At 46.6% G+C, this 15568-nt stretch carries 13 protein-coding genes and 1 pseudogene; 13 read left to right on the forward strand and 1 reads right to left on the reverse strand.

Annotation, left to right across the window (positions count from 1 at the left end; genetic code table 11):
* The 6 genes from CALK_RS09070 to epsC all read left to right on the forward strand — a co-directional run bounded on the left by CALK_RS09070 (nucleotide 1) and on the right by epsC (nucleotide 8701).
* Nucleotides 1–3552 carry an ATP-binding protein gene (locus CALK_RS09070; RefSeq protein WP_022637388.1) on the forward strand — a complete coding sequence of 1184 codons (3552 nt, stop codon included), beginning with the start codon at nucleotides 1–3 and terminating at the stop codon, nucleotides 3550–3552.
* A 76-nt stretch (nucleotides 3553–3628) separates the two neighbouring features.
* On the forward strand, nucleotides 3629–4453 hold the full coding sequence (gene accD / locus CALK_RS09075; RefSeq protein WP_022637389.1) for an acetyl-CoA carboxylase, carboxyltransferase subunit beta: 825 nt from the start codon (nucleotides 3629–3631) through the stop codon (nucleotides 4451–4453).
* A gap of 12 nt (nucleotides 4454–4465) precedes the next feature.
* Nucleotides 4466–5419 carry an acetyl-CoA carboxylase carboxyltransferase subunit alpha gene (locus CALK_RS09080; RefSeq protein ID WP_022637390.1) on the forward strand — a complete coding sequence of 318 codons (954 nt, stop codon included), beginning with the start codon at nucleotides 4466–4468 and terminating at the stop codon, nucleotides 5417–5419.
* An 11-nt stretch (nucleotides 5420–5430) separates the two neighbouring features.
* On the forward strand, nucleotides 5431–7389 hold the full coding sequence (accB, locus tag CALK_RS09085) for an acetyl-CoA carboxylase biotin carboxyl carrier protein (protein ID WP_022637391.1): 1959 nt from the start codon (nucleotides 5431–5433) through the stop codon (nucleotides 7387–7389).
* A 62-nt stretch (nucleotides 7390–7451) separates the two neighbouring features.
* Nucleotides 7452–7769, forward strand: coding sequence for a thioredoxin (gene trxA, locus CALK_RS09090; protein ID WP_022637392.1), 318 nt, complete (start codon nucleotides 7452–7454; stop codon nucleotides 7767–7769).
* Between the two features lie 14 nt (nucleotides 7770–7783).
* Nucleotides 7784–8701, forward strand: coding sequence for a serine O-acetyltransferase EpsC (gene epsC, locus CALK_RS09095; RefSeq protein ID WP_022637393.1), 918 nt, complete (start codon nucleotides 7784–7786; stop codon nucleotides 8699–8701).
* Here epsC and dnaA read toward each other — a convergent pair.
* Nucleotides 8698–10086 (reverse strand): chromosomal replication initiator protein DnaA, encoded by a 1389-nt coding sequence (gene dnaA / locus CALK_RS09100; RefSeq protein ID WP_022637394.1) that lies wholly within the window; start codon nucleotides 10084–10086, stop codon nucleotides 8698–8700. The two genes, epsC and dnaA, sit on opposite strands and share 4 nt — an antisense overlap.
* 153 nt (nucleotides 10087–10239) lie before the next feature.
* Here dnaA and rpmH point away from each other — a divergent pair, with 153 nt between their 5' ends.
* From rpmH to CALK_RS09120, 7 genes and pseudogenes are all read left to right on the forward strand, one after another.
* Nucleotides 10240–10377, forward strand: coding sequence for a 50S ribosomal protein L34 (rpmH, locus tag CALK_RS12600; protein ID WP_022637399.1), 138 nt, complete (start codon nucleotides 10240–10242; stop codon nucleotides 10375–10377).
* A 34-nt stretch (nucleotides 10378–10411) separates the two neighbouring features.
* Nucleotides 10412–10714, forward strand: a pseudogene (locus tag CALK_RS12315) (ribonuclease P protein component); the annotation flags it as partial.
* On the forward strand, nucleotides 10698–10949 hold the full coding sequence (yidD, locus tag CALK_RS09105) for a membrane protein insertion efficiency factor YidD (protein ID WP_022637396.1): 252 nt from the start codon (nucleotides 10698–10700) through the stop codon (nucleotides 10947–10949). The pseudogene CALK_RS12315 and the gene yidD, both read left to right, overlap by 17 nt.
* A complete protein-coding gene (yidC, locus tag CALK_RS09110; protein ID WP_022637397.1) occupies nucleotides 10942–12663 on the forward strand; it encodes a membrane protein insertase YidC in 1722 nt (573 codons plus the stop codon). Before yidD ends, yidC begins: the two co-directional genes overlap by 8 nt.
* Nucleotides 12664–12790: 127 nt before the next feature.
* Entirely contained in the window at nucleotides 12791–14014 is a 1224-nt protein-coding gene (locus CALK_RS09115) for an LL-diaminopimelate aminotransferase (RefSeq protein WP_022637398.1), read from the forward strand.
* A 138-nt stretch (nucleotides 14015–14152) separates the two neighbouring features.
* On the forward strand, nucleotides 14153–14293 hold the full coding sequence (locus tag CALK_RS12910) for a hypothetical protein (protein WP_155851844.1): 141 nt from the start codon (nucleotides 14153–14155) through the stop codon (nucleotides 14291–14293).
* A gap of 145 nt (nucleotides 14294–14438) precedes the next feature.
* Nucleotides 14439–15568 (forward strand): phospholipase D-like domain-containing protein (locus CALK_RS09120; RefSeq protein WP_034637635.1); only part of this gene is annotated, 1130 nt, incomplete at its 3' end.

Genomic DNA, 15568 nt, shown 5'->3' on the forward strand with positions numbered 1-15568 from the left:
ATGTTGGAAAAAACAAAAGGGATGATCCGACGTTTTTTTCCACACTACTATGCTTTTTTTTCCGTCGGGCTTCTCTTTTGTGCCCTGTTTTATTTGCTCTATGTTGCCGCATTGTATCAAGCGGCCTTTGCAGGGGGAATCCTTCTTGTACTTCTTATGTTCTATGTACACATTCCCGATATCGATTCTCAGCATGGAGTACAGCCTTTTTTGTTGAGTACCCCGGCTGTGGTAATTGGTTTGCTTGTCTATTCGTTCCTTGGAGTACAGCCGGGGCTTACCCCCTTCTTTCTCCTTCATACACCCCTGACCCTTCTTCTGGTTGTGATTTACTTTTTGTTTTACGAGAAGTATATCTGTGCTTTGGCCCTGTCTCTCTCGCCCCTTGTTATGCTCCCGATTCATATCGGGGCAGGAATAGATCTTTCCCTCTATGGCGGTCTTGGCCTGCTTATTATTGCCTGCAGCGGTATTGCCTTTGGGTTTAAAGAGCATTTGCAGGAACATTCCCGTAGTAGAGGCAAGGCGTTTATTCACTCCTTTTTCGACCACCTGTGGACGCGATACTCACACATTCCCTATCTTCAGGGAAGAAAAATACCGGGACTTGCTTTTTTTAGCCGTGATGGAGGGTTGTTATACTGTAATGAAGAATATGCGGCTGTGCTTCACGGTGGGCAGGATCGAAGCTCCTTGTACGGGAAATATAATCTCTTCGATGATCCCAATTTTACCGAGTATCCCATGGCTTCTTTCTTTTCCGGGGCCCCTCTTTCCATACGCGGTATGTACGATACTCGAAAAAGCACAGCCTCCGTCATGTCTCCACATCGTATCTACCTTGAGTCTGATTTTTCCAGTGTGGAGATTTCCGGATATGGGGATTGCCTCATGCAAGTGGTGGTTACGGGGACGGAACTGGCGGACCCACTCTTTTTGGATGATCAGGAGGTTTCCCGACGAGTGCAGCTGCTGTTGCATAATAATTTTAGCCAGCTCTGGTATTTGTCTGATCCGGGCACCATTGGGTTTGCCAATTATGCCTTTGCTGAGTTTTATAATCTTTCTCTCAGAGATGTGGTTGATATGCCGGTTCGGCAGGTTTTCTCAGAGAAAGATAGTCCTGAAGAGCGTCGGGAGAATCAAGAGGTGTTTTCCCTGCGACGCCAGATTTTACGAGAGGTACGGCGAAAAGATGCCTGTGGTAATGAGGTCGTCTTGCGGGTGATAAAAACGCCGAAACTGGATATTAATGGGGTGGTGGAGTCGGTTATGTGTGAAGCCACAGATATTACCGATCTCTACGATGAAAAGTTGAATCTCAGCAGAGAAAATAGTTCCTTGGCACGAGAGACAGAACGCGCACGTGCCCTGAGTACCGCCAAGAGCCATTTTGTTGCGAATATGAGTCACGAACTTCGCACTCCTCTTAATGGGGTTATTGGAATGTCGGAGTTACTCCTTGATACCCCTCTTTCTCCCGAACAGCAACAGTTTTCCCGTATAATTTATAAAAGTTCGAAGCATCTTCTCACCGTAATTAACGATGTCCTTGACTTTTCACGCATAGAAGAAGGGAAGATGAAAATTGTTCCGGTACATACCGACCCCTGTGAGTGTATATATGCTGCTCTTGAAGTGATTGAACATCGTCTGTATGAAAAGGGACTCTCTCTTTTTGTACACGAATCATCTCTCTGGGGATGTCAGCTCATATTGGATGACCTTCGATGTAAGCAGGTAATAATTAATCTGCTTGATAATGCTATAAAATTCACACGGGAAGGTGCAGTGTGGCTCTCTGTTTCCGTGGAAACCTGTCAAACCGGTGGCACCGTCTTATCGGTGTCCGTGCGGGATACGGGGGTTGGAATTGCCCCTGAACAACAGGAGAGTCTTCTTGATGCCTTTACGCAGGGTGATGATTCCGTGACGCGTAAATTTGGCGGCACCGGGTTGGGGTTGGCTATTTGTCGTCGCCTCATAGAACTTATGGGGGGAGAGCTTCAGTTTTCCAGTGAAGAGCATGTCGGCACGGAGTTCTATTTTTCCATTCCTGTGAAAGTTGTCGATCCGCCGGTTGTCTTTCCTCAGATGAAAGGGGCTTTTGTGTATTTGGGTGACGATTCGTATCGCTCAGCCTTTTTTCAAGACTGCTGTGCCACCCTGCACCTCCCTTATCATATGTGTCGATCTCTTGATGAGCTATACGATCTCCGAGAGAAACATACCGCGGTTTGTTTTTATGACCCTGGGAAAGCCTCTCTCATAGATAAGCTGAAACAGCGGTATGCCTGCGAGGCGGAAGAGTCTCTACCTTTTGTTCCCTGTACCTCCCTCATTACCTTCGATGCGGTTTATAGCTCAATACAGAAGCAAGTCTCTGGAACATTCTCTCCTGCCGAGAGTACCTCTTCTGTCACCGAGCCTGTACGCCCACCTTCTCTTTTATGGCGGGTGTTGCTTATTGAGGATAATGGGGTGAATCAAAAAGTACTTGTTTCGCTTTTGGATAAGTGTGGTGTGCAGGATGTGACCAGCGCAGAGACAGGAGAGGCGGCGCGCACGCTTCTGTTTCAAGAGAGGTATGACCTAGTTTTTGTAGATTGGATCCTCCCCGATATTAGCGGTATTGCCGTGGTCCGCCATCTTCGCTCACAGCCGGGAGAAAATACAGATGTCCCTGTGGTCGCCTTAACAGCCCGGAGTGAAACAGCGCATAAAGAGACTGCCTTTGCTGCAGGGGTGGACCGCTATATTACCAAGCCGGTGCAGTATGCAGATATTGTTGCGGTTATTGAATGGGCCATGACGGCCACGAAAAAGAACGCCCCTTCTCTGCAGGAGTGTTCCATATATAATGAGGCGCTTCTTCTTGAAAATTTACAGGGAGATCGCGAAGTGTTGCATACCTTACTTACCGAATGTGTTCGTCGAATGCCTGCGGCGTGTCGGCGTATGCAAGAATGCCTTGCTGATACGGCATACGAAACAATTGGCGAGATTGCGCATTCCCTGCGAGGTATGGCCATGAATATCTCAGCAGATCGCTTTGCTGCTCACGCAAAAGCTGTGGAAGAGAGTGTGAATCGTCAGCAGTACCCTGCTGTAAAAGACCTGTGTGAGCGTTTATTTGCTTCTGAAAAAGAATTACGCGCAGCCCTTACCTGCGCCATAGATTCCCCTTCACCCCCTTCTCAGGAGGATTTTATGCAGTCAGATATATTAAATGTGGATGATATTCTTGATAACCTTATGAATGATTATGATATCTTGCGTGATATCTTAGAAGAATTTCTAAACTCCATCCCGGGCTTGGTAACCGCCTTGGAAGAGGGGGTCCGTGCCGGTAATATGCAGGTTGTTGATGACATGGCACACTCAATAAAGGGTGCAGCCAGAAATATCGGGGCGGAGCGCTTGGGCGATGTGTCTTATGAATTGGAAAAATGTGGTAAAAACGGGTGTGGTGCTAAGATAGAGGGGTTGTTTGCTACATTACGCGAGGAGTACGCCCTTCTTGAGAAAGAAATTCATAAAATCATCGGGTAGTTTTGTATTGCCCGTGAAAAAAAATTATCTTTTAAGGAACTGCTCTGTTTAAACATCACCGGAAGGCAGGATTTGTATGGGTTGGTTAGAAGGGTTTACCAAAGGTCATAAAATAGATGAAACGATATGGATGGAGTGCAAAGCCTGCAATAAGCATATCCTGCGAGAAGAGTGGGAAAAGGGCTATCATGTATGTCCGAAATGTACCCATCATGCGCGTATTGACTCTCGATATCGATTAGAAATAACTGTAGATCCCGATACCTTTGAAGAGATGGATGCCTCTATTCATCCGGCAGATCCGCTCTCGTTCCATGATAAAAAAGGAAGCTATGCTGATAAGGCAGAGGCTGCACGGGAGAAGTCGGGCCTCAACGAATCCATTGTGACGGGGCGCGCGAAGATTATGGAGCATCCCGTAGTTGTGGGTGTCATGGATTTTCGCTTTCTCGGCGGAAGCCTCTCATCGGGAACAGGGGAAAAAATCGTCCGTGCTGCCCATGTTGCACTGGATGAACGAAAACCCCTCATCCTCTTTTCTGCGTCAGGGGGAGCCCGCATGCATGAAGGGATTTTGTCCCTCATGCAGATGGCAAAAACCTGTGGCGCTATTGCTCAGCTTGATGAAGAGAATATTTCCTATATTTCAGTTCTTACGGATCCCACCACCGGAGGGGTTTCTGCTTCTTATGCAATGGTGGGAGATATTAATATTGCTGAGCCGGGAGCGTTGATCGGTTTTGCAGGCAAACGGGTCATCAAGGAAACCTTAAAACAGAAGCTTCCTGAGGACTTCCAAACGTCCGAATATTACCGTGACCACGGATTTCTTGATCGTGTGGTGCATCGTAAGGATATGCGTACAACCCTGGGCGATATATTGTCGTTCTACAACCGATAACTGGGTGGACACATGACGAATAAAAAAGATTATCAATCATCAATTGCAGATATGGAGAAAGCTTTGCAGGAAACACGCGAGATGGCCGAAAAGCATGGCGGTGTGTTTCATCAGCAAGCCGAAGATATTGCAGCGGAGCTCCAGCGTGAGAAGGAGGCGTGGGCGAATGAATTTACCGCGTGGGATATTGTGCAGGTATCTCGTAACCCCAAACGGCCCAATTTCCATGAGTACGCAACGGAGGTCTTCACTGACTTCTTAGAGCTGAAAGGAGATCGGGTGTTCTCGGATGATCAGGCTATTGCTGGCGGGTTTGCTCGATTACAGGGAAAGCCGGTGATGCTTATTGGGCATAATAAGGGACGAACCATCACGGAGAATGTGGAGCGTAACTTTGGGAGTGCCTATCCAGACGGATATCGAAAGGCGCTTCGTCTTATGAAGCTGGCTGATAAGTTTAATGTCCCTATTATTACCTTGATTGACACAGCGGGAGCCTACCCCGGTGTAGAGGCGGAAGAGCGGGGGCAGGCAGAGGCAATTGCGCGCAATTTAGTAGAGATGATGGAGTTGCGTGTTCCTGTTATTTCTGTTGTGACCGGCGAGGGAGGAAGCGGTGGTGCACTTGGTATTGGCGTGGGAAACCGTGTCCTCATGCTTTCGAAGGCAACATACTCTGTCATTTCTCCGGAAGGATGCGCCGGTATTTTATGGCGTGATGGTGCATATGCGGATACTGCTGCCGAGGCACTCTGTCTTACTGCGCCGCATCTTTTGAAATTTAAAGTGATTGATGCTATTATCGATGAACCCCTCATGGGTGCGCATACAGATCCGCAACAAACAATGAAAAATGTCGGTGAAACCCTCGTGAGGGAATTGGATGCACTCTCGGGAAAAGATGGTGAGACTCTGAAAAAAGAGCGGATTGAACGGTTTTCTCAGATAGGATTTTTTAAAGAATAAAGGTGTATACCATGACAACTTTTAGTAACTTACAAGAAGATGCGTTGCATAAAATTCCCTTGCGTATAACAGATACGACGCTTCGGGATGCGCATCAGTCTTTGTGGGCAACACGGATGAGAACAGAGGATATCCTCAATATAATTGATGTAATTGACAATGTCGGCTACTACTCCCTTGAAATGTGGGGAGGGGCAACCTTTGATGTCTGTATGCGCTTTCTCCGGGAAAACCCTTGGGAACGCCTCCGTGCGATAAAAAAACGGGCGCAAAATACCCCATTGCAGATGCTTCTGCGCGGGCAGAATCTTGTAGGGTATAAAAATTATTCCGATGATGTAGTAGACAAATTTGTTAATCTTGCCGTGAAAAACGGTATTGATATTTTTAGGTGTTTTGATGCGCTCAATGATACGCGAAATCTTGAAGCTTCTATAAAAGCAGTAAAAAAATATGGGGCGCATGCCCAAGGTACCCTCGCCTATACAATTTCACCGGCTCATACGGAAGAGCTCTATGTTGCTGCGGCAAAAGAGCAGGTTCAGTTGGGGGTGGATTCTCTGTGTATCAAAGATATGGCGGGTATTCTTTCACCCTTACGTGCAGAGCGCCTTGTCTCTGCTCTTATTAAAGAAATTGATGTGCCAATTCAGATACACTCTCATGCCACAAGCGGCATGGCAACTCCGGCCTATGTAGAAGGGGTTCGTGCGGGGGCCGGCGCTATTGACTGCGCTATTTCTCCCATGGCTGGGTTTACGGCACAGCCGCCTGTGGAAACTCTCGTGGCTATCTTTTCTGAAACGAACTACTCCACTGGTCTCGATCTGGATGCCCTAGCAGAGGTTGCTGGATATTTTAATACATTACGCGATCAGCGCGAGGTTGAAGCGGGGGCACGAAAATCAATTATTGATCCGAATATCCTAATTCATCAAATTCCTGGTGGGATGATTTCGAACTTTCGATCGCAGCTTTCGAAACAGGGCGCCTTGGATAAACTTGATGATGCCCTTGAGGAAGTAACCCGTGTTCGGAAAGATTTGGGGTATCCTCCCTTAGTAACGCCCACAAGCCAGATTGTTGGAACCCAGGCTGTAATGAATGTCATTGCCGGAGAACGCTATGCCGTTGTCCCCAACGAAGTAAAAGAGTATGTCCGGGGCAAGTATGGACGTCCACCGGCGCCAATGAGCCCTGAGTTTATTGCACAAATTTTGGGTGATGGAACGCCCATCGATCATCGTCCAGCCGATGATATCGAGCCCATGCTTCCCACGGTGACGGATGAGCTAGATCCTTCGTATGTACGGGATGACGAAGATATCCTTTCGTACACAATTTTTCCGGAAGTTGCTCTGGAGTACTTTTCGTGGCGAAGCCTACCTGAGGCAGAACGTCCGCCCATTCCTGCTGACTTGGAGTACGCTGAGGCCACTAAGGCAAATCAATCAGATGCAGCGCAGGAAACAGTCGCCCCGCAGGAAGGGGGTATCTCTCCTGCACAACAGGTTCATGAGAATGATTATCAGGGGATTGGGTATATCGTAAGTCAAAGCTCAGGGCTTCAACTGGATGAACTGACCATTACCAAGGGAGATTTCTCTCTTTCTCTACGAGCAAAGGGGGCACAGCCTGCAGCAGCAACGCCTCAGGTGGCTTCGGTTCAGCCAAAGCAGGCAGATGCACCTGCAGAACCATCTGCTCCTTCGCCAACATCCTCAGTAGAGGCCTATGAAGATCCTGTGCGGTCTCCTTTGACAGGCACCTTTTATACTTCATCCGCTCCTGATAAACCTGATTTTGTACAGGTTGGTGATGTTGTACAGGAGGGAGATGTGGTATGTATTGTAGAAGCAATGAAGCTCTTTAATGAAATAACTGCTCCCAAATCCGGGACAGTTCAGGCAATTTTTGTCTCCAATGGTGATGCCGTTGAAAAAGATGCCCCCCTGTTGGCAATAGAGTAATAACAACGTGTCCTCTTATAGATTGTGGGGGGACATATTTTTTGAAAAATGAGGAGAGTAGTATGGCACAAGAAATACGTGATTCTGAATTTACGGAGTTGGTAAAAAATGCAACAACTCCCGTACTGGTAGATTTCTGGGCTCCCTGGTGTGGGCCGTGCAGAATGTTAGGTCCCATTCTGGAGGAGATTGCGGAAGAGGTCGGTGAGGAAGCTGCCGTATATAAGATGAATGTTGACGAGAATCAGGAAACCGCTGGAACCTTTGGAATTACCAGTATTCCCACGGTGATTATTTTTGATAAGGGTGAAGTGAAAGAGAAACTGATTGGGGTACAGCCGAAAAAACAGTATCTCCATGCTTTGGGTCTTTCATCCTAAGGAGAGTCGCGCCCATGATCCCCTGGATAAATAGTGATGTTCCTCAAATCAGTAAGGCTGTTCTCCATGAGATAGGCCGTGGCCAGCATATTGATGTGAGTGACGGCCTTAACATGGCGGGCCGGAAGGATATTTATGATATTCACGACGGCTTGCTGTCTATTTTTTTTCCCGGGGTCTGGAGCCGTGAGTGCATTGAGAAAGGAGATGTAGATTTCTATATCACATGCTCATTGCGCCGTATTTCTCATAAGTTGGTGCATATTGTTCGGGATATGCTATTGCACCATTCCCGATGTAATGAAGGGCAGGAAGAAGAGGCTGATAGATGTTATGAACGTGCCTCACAGCTGTGTCGCCAGTTTATTGCAGCTTTACCACAGATTCGTCGGGTCTTGGTCTCGGATATCGAAACAGCCTATAGCGGAGACCCGGCTGCGGTATCTCGTGACGAAATATTGCTGAGCTATCCCTTCGTTGAAGCCGTCGCGACCTATCGTCTTGCCCATGAGTTGTATGAGCTTAAAATTCCCATTGTGCCACGAATATTAAGTGAACGTGCCCATAGTAATACGGGTATTGATATTCATCCCGGCGCGCAAATCGGGGATGGTTTCTTCATAGACCACGGAACCGGCGTTGTTATTGGAGAGACCTGTCGTATTGGAAAGAATGTTAAAATTTACCAGGGGGTAACCCTGGGAGCGACTTCTCCCTTTGATGAATCAGGCACACCACGGCGTGGTGTGAAGCGCCATCCTGATGTTGGAGACAATGTTATTATCTATGCCAATGCAGTTATCCTCGGGGGAGACACGGTCATTGGGGAAAATTCAATCATCGGTGGTAATGCTTGGGTAACAGAACCGGTGCCGCCGAATTCAGTTGTTTTTGAACGTAATAAAACAGAGATGCGCCAGCGACGGTATTAAGCTTGTCGTGCTCGTCTAATAATGGTATCTACCCGCTGGGCAAAGGGTGTATCCTGTTCCATTTTTGCACCAACCGTTTTCACCGCGTGAACAACCGTGCTGTGATCACGTCCTCCGAATTCAGTTCCGATAGCTTTCAGGGATAAGTCCGTGTGTTCTTTGCAGAGAAACATTCCGATTTGTCGGGCCTGAGCAACTTCTTTACTCCGGCTTTTGCTGGTGAGAAGCTGTCGCGAAATACCAAATTCATCCGTAATTGCGGTAATAATATCAATGGCCCGTATTTTTCCTGGAGTAATACCGTCATTATAGAGAATCTCCGCAGCGGTGGTGCTGTTAATGGGTTTGTTTCCTAGAGAGTAGTGTGCTGCAACCCGGACGGAAATTCCTTCCAGATCGCCAATACTGCGGGGGCCTTTTTGCGCAAGATAGTGAATTGCTTCATGGGAAATTTGCACTGACTCATTTTCAAGCAGGGTTCGAAGAATTGCACTTCGAGTTTCCAATTGGGGTGCATCGATATGTACGGAAAGCCCCCACTGTAGCCGTGTAAGAAGGCGATCGGCGATTCCCGAAAGTGCTTCGGGAGGGCACGGTGCTGCAAAAACCATTTGCCGGTTTTGGGTGTGAAGATCATTGAAAATCTTAAATACCTCTGTTTGACTCGACTCTTTTCCCGACAGGGTGTGAATATCATCCATAAACAGAACATCACAGGTTGTATAATGCTTTTTGAACTCATCCATGGTTTTTTCGTTTAAGGAGGAGAAAAAATCATGATAAAATTCCTTGGCTGAGGTAAATACAATGCGGAGATTTGGTCGTTCCTGTTGAATGGTATTTGCCATGGCATGCAACAGATGTGTCTTTCCCACCCCACATTCACCATAAATAAAGAGCGGGTTGAACCGGCGTGCACCGGGATTTTCCGCAACGGCTTTTGCAGAGTGATAGGCGAGGTCCGTCTCCTCTGCCTCAATAAAGGAGGCAAAGGTTAATTTTGTATTGATAGGGAGGCCCTTTTTATTCCACTCTTTTTTCTTTCTATCTTTCTTGCTGTGCTTTTTCTGAGAATCGACTCTGTTTGTTGCAGCATGGTCCGGTTGAAGTTCTTCGGCACGTGGAGGGGCCGCGTTCTCTTCAATGGTAAAACCAAGGGCTTCAATATTCGGATCTATCTGTTGCGCATGGTGAAGGACTATCTTGCGGTATTGCGTGTTGAGTACTTCTAAACCAAAGGGGTTATCTGTCTTTAACAGGAGTACTCCCTGCGCATATGAAAGGGGGTGTAATGGCTCAAGCCAGTTCGTATAACTAATCTCCCGAACAGATAAATCTTCTTTTAGCCTTGCAAGTGTTTTTGTCCAGAGTATATTTTTGTCCACCTTAAGGTACCATCCTTGCTGTCGTAAGTCGTACTCGTCTTCTTTAGAATATGTATTATTTGAAAGATGATTGACAAAGGGTTGGGGAAATAATCATTTTTAGGTGCCTTTGATGAACAGTGAAAATGTACTTGAATAGTTCAGGAGATAGACATGAAAAGAACGTTTCAGCCTTCCAATCGGAAGAAGATTAATAAACACGGTTTTAGATCACGCATGGCTACTAAAAACGGGCGTAAAGTATTAAAACGGCGACGTGCCAAGGGGCGGAAGCGTTTATCCGTTTCTTAGTGGACGTGAATTCCCTTAAAAAAAATTTGTTCTTAAAAAGCAGAGAGATATCACAGCTATTTTGTCTCAGGGAGATAGATGGCGTTGTGATATCTTTGCGCTTATATATCGGGAAAATAGAATTGGCGTAAATCGCCATGCCGTCCTGGTGTCACGTAAGAATGGCCCCGCTGTTGAACGGGTTCGTATTAAACGGATATATCGTGAAGTGTATAAAAATAGCTCCCTTATTCCATCTGCGGGAATTGATATATTGATTCGTCCATTCTACGGAGTACATCACGAGTATGCGCGTGCCCTTCGACGATTTGAGGCATGGTGTGAGACAGTGGGGTAAAGATATTCTTGCGGCAGTGCTCTATGCAGTAATTCAAGCAGGAAAAACAATCTTCTTGCTTGATCGAGGGGTATGTCGATTTACTCCCAGCTGCAGTGTCTACGCGCGTGACGCCGTGAAAACCCTTCCCCTGCATCGTGCAATGCTACAGATTATACAACGGCTTATCCGGTGTCGTCCCGGCGGAGGATTCGGGTATGATCCGGTTCAAACGAATGAGGTTGAAAATGAATAGACAGACTCTTTTTGGTGTTCTTTTAGTTGTGGGAGCACTCTCCTTTCTCAATTCCCCCATGTGGTACAATCTGTTGGGATACAAGCATCCCAGCCAAGTGACGTCTGAAGAGAGTACTTCTTCGGTGGTGCAGGAAATGCCTGTAGAATCTTCGGAGACAGTCGTGGAACAATCATCAGAAAAAGAGCCTGAAGAGGAAATCTCTTCCCTGGCCCAGGCTGAGGAAAAGATAGCCTCTCCCGAAGAGCGGGATCCGGACACAATTGCTATATCCAATGGGGTATTGGATCTTGCCTTCAGTGAGAAGGGCGCACGTATTATTTCTGCCCATGCTCTGGAGTATGAGTATCGTGATGATATGCCTTCTTCCGGTGTGGTCAGTCTTATAGACACAGCGCGAGGCGGCATTGGGGCTCTCCGCATCGGGGGGGCGGATACGGACAGCCTTCTGTTTTCCTATGATACTGCGGCCAGTACAGAAACGCACGCGGTGTTTCGTGCTCCCTATGAGGATTCAGAGTTGGTGAAAACGTACCATATTCCCGAAAACTCCTATTATATAGAATTGTCCGTAGAGTCTCGGGCCCTTGCGGGCAATAATGTGGCTCTTCGCTTTGACTCCGGCATGAATGAGCCGGAAGATCCTGATAATATGAGTACTCGGTTGGTGCCACGGGAGTATTTTCTTTCGGATAGTCGCGGGAATATTTCTGTTGAAAAAGAGCGACGGGAGACACAACAGGAATTTTCCGGTATGTATCGCTGGGTTGGAACAAAATCGAAGTATTTTGCGGCAGCGGTAATATATCCTGAAGAAAAAAATCTCATTGTTACGGCCCAGTCCTATGCGGTGGACCCTTCCTTGGCAGTTGATGGAAATAATATCAACTACTCCCTTACTGTTGAGTCGGGCATTGACGATATCTCCCATGAGTACACACTCTTTTTAGGACCGGCTCAGGTTGATCTATTGCGCGAAGCCGGTGTTGGTTTGGATCGTATGGTCTTTCGTGGGTGGTCTTTCCTCTGGTTGGATACCATATTTCCGGCCCTGTGTAATTTTGTCTTAGCGGTGATGACAGCAGTATACTCAGTACTTGGTGATTATGGCTTGGGGATTCTTGCCATAACTATTTTGATGAAACTCATCACCTTTCCTCTCACGCAGAGCAGCTTAAAGTCTATGAAGCAAATGAAGGAGATTCAGCCGAAGATCCGGGAAATACAGAAAAAGTACAAAAAGGATCCGCAGGTAATGCAGGCTAAAATGATGGAGTTTTATCAAAAAGAAGGGGTGAGTCCCCTGGCTGGTCTTGGGGGATGTCTTCCCATGTTTATTCAGATGCCTATTATGCTCTCGTTGTTTGTGGTGCCCCGGAAGGCCATTGAGCTGCGGGGTGAGCAGACGCTTCTTGTTCCATGGGCAGCAGATTTATCTCAGCCGGAAGTGCTCTTTTCTCTGCCCATGACGCTTCCGCTCTATGGCGGGCACGTTTCCCTCCTGCCTATTCTGGCAGCCTTGCTCATGTTTTTTCAAAACAAAGATACCATCACTGATCCACAGCAAAAGTCGATGATGTATATCATGCCTTTCTTTATGGCGGTGATGTTTAATAATTTTCCCGCCGGCTTAACCCTCTACTTCCTATTCTCAACCATATTTCAGCTTCTTCAGCAGAAACTTGTAAACAGAAGTGCTGCGCCGACAGCGTAGGGGACACTGAAATATTTATACAGCGGGAGGTGCAGGAATGCACCTCCCTTTTTTTTGAAATCCACCGTCTTGTTTCTATGCACCATAACATATCTTATACACAACTAACATAACAAAGGATTTCGTAATGGTTCGTATTAACGAAAACTACAACAAACTACAGGCCTCCTATCTCTTTGCGGATATTGCCCGAAAAGTAGAGGAGTTTCAAAAGGCCAATCCCGATACGGATGTTATCAAACTTGGTATCGGCGATGTGACACGTCCCCTTCCAGCACGTATTGTCAAAGCCATGCATGATGCAGTGGATGATATGGCTTCCAGCGAAGGTTTTCATGGCTATGGCCCCGAGCAGGGGTATGCCTTTCTCCGTGAAGCCGTGGCAAAAAATGACTATCAGGACAAGGGCTGTGATATCTCTGCCGATGAGATCTTTATCTCCGATGGATCAAAATGTGACAGCGGAAATATTCAGGAGATTTTCTCTGCCGATGCAAAAATGGCAATCCCTGATCCCGTCTACCCCGTCTATCTTGATACCAATGTTATGGCCGGTCGCACCGGTGAGGTTGTTGACGGTCGCTATGAGGGCATTGTCTATCTTGACGGAAACATGGAAAACGGCTTTGTACCGGAACTTCCCACGGAAAAAGTGGATGTGATCTACCTCTGTTATCCCAACAATCCCACGGGGGCAACGGCCACAAAGGATCAGCTGAAAACGTGGGTTGACTATGCCCGCGAAAATGACGCGGTGATACTCTTTGATGCAGCCTATGAGGCCTTTATTACGGATGATACCCTTCCCCGTTCAATCTATGAGATACCGGGCGCACGGGAAGTGGCCATTGAGTTTCGCAGCTTTTCAAAAACCGCCGGATTTACGGGGACACGCTGTGCCTTTACGGTGGTACCCAAGGAGTGCCGGGCCTTTAATGCAGCGGGAGAAAAGCAGATGCTTCATCCCCTGTGGAATCGCCGCCATAATACAAAGTTTAACGGGGTTTCCTATGTGATTCAAAAGGGCGCAGAGGCGGTCTATTCTCCCGAGGGAAAAAAGGAAGTTCAGGAGCTTATTGCCTATTATCTGCGCAATGCCCGCATGATTCGTGATACCATGAATGAGATCGGTCTTGCCTGTGTGGGTGGAGAAAATTCTCCCTATATCTGGATAGAAACCGAAGGGAGTTCCTGGGATCTTTTCGACAAACTGCTGAATGAAGCCGGTGTGGTGACTACGCCCGGTGCGGGGTTTGGAAAATGCGGTGAAGGGTTTATCCGTATTTCCGCCTTTAATGATTATGAAAAGGTTGAAGAGGCTTTAAAACGGATTAAAAAAGCCTTTCAGTAAGTAGAGTGTATCTGCTGTTGTATAGGGCCGGATCTTCCGGCCCTTTTTTTGTGTTGTCATCACTATCCGCGAGTTAGTGTCATATTATGACAACACCATACTGTATCTTGAGGTTTTCTGGTAATCTGGAGTGTCAAAATGTATTATGAACTGACGGTATTATGTGATGGCGTTGCTCTGGTTCGAACGATTTCAGAGATTCCGCCGTGGAATACGGAATTGGTCTTTACACGAATGCAGGATCTTTTGGATCATCTGCGGCAGTACGTAGAGCTGTAAACTTGTTTGGAGGAGATTGCTGAAATAATTTCCCGAACTGGAATGTATGATTGCGTTGAGTTCAAGTGAGAATTATATATTTTGAATCAAAGGATACCGCATGTGATGTCCTCATGGGCTGGTATAGGATTGACAAGGGAGAACTATGGCCACAACAGGCATCTATGAAGAGTTGATAACTCAGCTTATTGAACAGAAACTTGAAGAGTATGAGACACAGGAATATTTCTTTGTGGATAGGGAACACCTTGAGCCAGCAGATGCAGCCCTGTATCTTTCACGATTTTTGCAACATGTATTGCACATAGTTCTGGAATCATATCCAAAGGGAAAAGACAAGGTAGTCCAACAGGTGGAGCTCTCAAATGCTCTCATATATTGGCTTCGTGATTATCTAAAAAACGAGGATATAACCGAGAATCTCCTTGAGGCAAAGGGTACTCTTCTCAAAGCGTTGTATGCCACCCAAAACCCCGTTGCTGCTGATCTTAAAGCGCATGTTTCAAAGATAACCCCCCTGACGGGATTGTCCCAGAGTGAACTCTTTACGGGATCAAATGTGGGTCTCTCCCTTGAATCAGAACTGAAGCGCGAAATACTCTCTTCAGATGAGATATGGTGGTTAGTCTCGTTTATTAAGTGGACGGGAATTCGTATTTTTGCAGATGAATTGAAGGCCTTTACTGAGCGTGGAGGAAAACTAAAGATTATTACCACATCCTATATGGGGGCGACGGACCAAAAAGCGGTGAATTTTCTTGGCTCACTTCCAAATACCGATGTTCGTTTGAGTTATAATACCTCGCAGGAACGGCTTCATGCAAAATCGTATATGTTTATTCGGTATTCTGGGTTTGATACCGGATATATTGGTTCTTCCAATATATCTCGTTCAGCACTTACCAATGGACTTGAATGGAATTTAAAAGTAACCACCCAAGAGATACCCCATATTCTCGAAAAATTCAAGTCAACCTTTGATACATATTGGGAGTCTCCAGAGTTTGAGCAGTATCATCCCAGGGATAAGACAGCACAAGCTCGTTTAAAAAAATCATTGGCCCACGCACGTGGGACACATATTTCTGAAGACAGACTTTTTTTTGATCTTGAACCTCATGTATATCAAAAGGAGATCCTTGAACAGCTCCATGTTGAGCGTGTTGTACATAATCGATGGAGAAATATCGTAGTTGCCGCTACGGGTACCGGAAAAACAATTATTTCTGCATTTGATTACCGGCGCCTTAAAAAAGAACTGTACTGGTTCAGCGG

The organism is Chitinivibrio alkaliphilus ACht1 (assembly GCF_000474745.1).
Taxonomy (GTDB): domain Bacteria; phylum Fibrobacterota; class Chitinivibrionia; order Chitinivibrionales; family Chitinivibrionaceae; genus Chitinivibrio; species Chitinivibrio alkaliphilus.